Raw genomic sequence first — 1,051 nt, 5'->3', positions numbered from 1 at the left:
TACGGCCGGAGCCGGGCTCGCGGGCGCCAGCGGCGGGCTCGCAACCGCGGGCTTCCTGCGCAGCCGCGCGCCGAGGTGACGGATCTTCTGGATCAAATCGTGGTGGAAGATGTCCGCGGCGGAGGCCTCGCGCGTCGACTCCGGCTTCGGAATGTAGTCGGCCGCGCCGAGCGACAACGCCTTGAAGCTGATTTCCGCGTTACGGCGGGTCAGCGTCGAGGCCATGATGATGACGAGATCGCGCTTCTTCGCCAGCAGTTGCGGCAGCGCCGAGAGACCGTCGAGCTCGGGCATTTCGATGTCGAGCACGGCGACATCGGGATTGATGCGTTCGATCTGGTTGACCGCCTCGAGCCCGGTGCGTAGCGAGGCCGCGACCTCCATGTCGTGCTCGGCGCCGATCCAGCGCGAGATCAGACCGCGGATGACGACGGAGTCGTCGACGATCATCACCCGCAGCGGCCCCGCTTCGCGCGACGAACCCGTGGTCGAATTACCTGCGAACGCAGTACTCATTACTCACCAACTCAGACTGAAACGGTTCAGTTGAAAACAAGCGCCGAAGGATCCGTTCAGCCTCCGGGCGATCGCTCAGATAAGGCCGACTTCCTGGAATTTCGCCGTCACGATGTCCTTGTCGAACGGCTTCATGATGTACTCGTTGGCGCCGGCGTGCAGCGCGCGCGCGATGTGCGCGACGTCGTTCTCGGTGGTGCAGAACACCACCTTGGGCTGGTCGCCGCCGGGCATGCGCCTGAGATGGCCGAGGAACTCGTAGCCATCCATCACGGGCATGTTCCAGTCGAGCAGCACCGCGTCGGGCAAGCCGCGCTTGCAGGCCTCCAGCGCCTTCTCACCGTCTTCGGCTTCGAGGATCTGGAAGTCGAGGCCCTCCAGGATCCGGCGCGCAACCTTGCGGATGACGCTGGAATCATCAACGACGAGACAAGTTCGCATGTGAACCTCTGCTTCCTCCCCTTTGCCGGGGCACTTCCAATTGCAGGCCCGATGACGGCGATGCCGCCGTATCAGGCCGCCATCATCTCGGGCG

At 64.3% G+C, this 1,051-nt stretch carries 2 protein-coding genes; both read right to left on the bottom strand.

The window, feature by feature from the left end; genetic code table 11:
- Positions 1-516: response regulator (locus CWO91_RS42280; protein WP_130221183.1), on the bottom strand; the 516-nt coding region annotated here is incomplete at its 3' end.
- Positions 517-591: 75 nt separating this feature from the next.
- The gene (locus CWO91_RS42275; RefSeq protein ID WP_007600538.1) at positions 592-957 is read right to left on the bottom strand and encodes a response regulator; all 366 of its coding nucleotides are present in this window, start codon (positions 955-957) and stop codon (positions 592-594) included.
- Between the last annotated feature and the right edge of the window lie 94 nt (positions 958-1,051).

It is taken from the genome of Bradyrhizobium genosp. SA-3 (genome assembly GCF_004212635.1).
Taxonomy (GTDB): Bacteria; Pseudomonadota; Alphaproteobacteria; order Rhizobiales; family Xanthobacteraceae; genus Bradyrhizobium.
The sequence above is the reverse complement of the archived record's forward strand: the minus strand, read 5'-3'. Positions and strand labels throughout refer to the sequence as shown.

What these genes read in the sequence shown, in the direction of transcription:
- CWO91_RS42275 (WP_007600538.1), bottom strand. Translation starts at nt 957, where the DNA reads ATGCGAACTTGTCTCGTCGTTGATGATTCCAGCGTCATCCGCAAGGTT.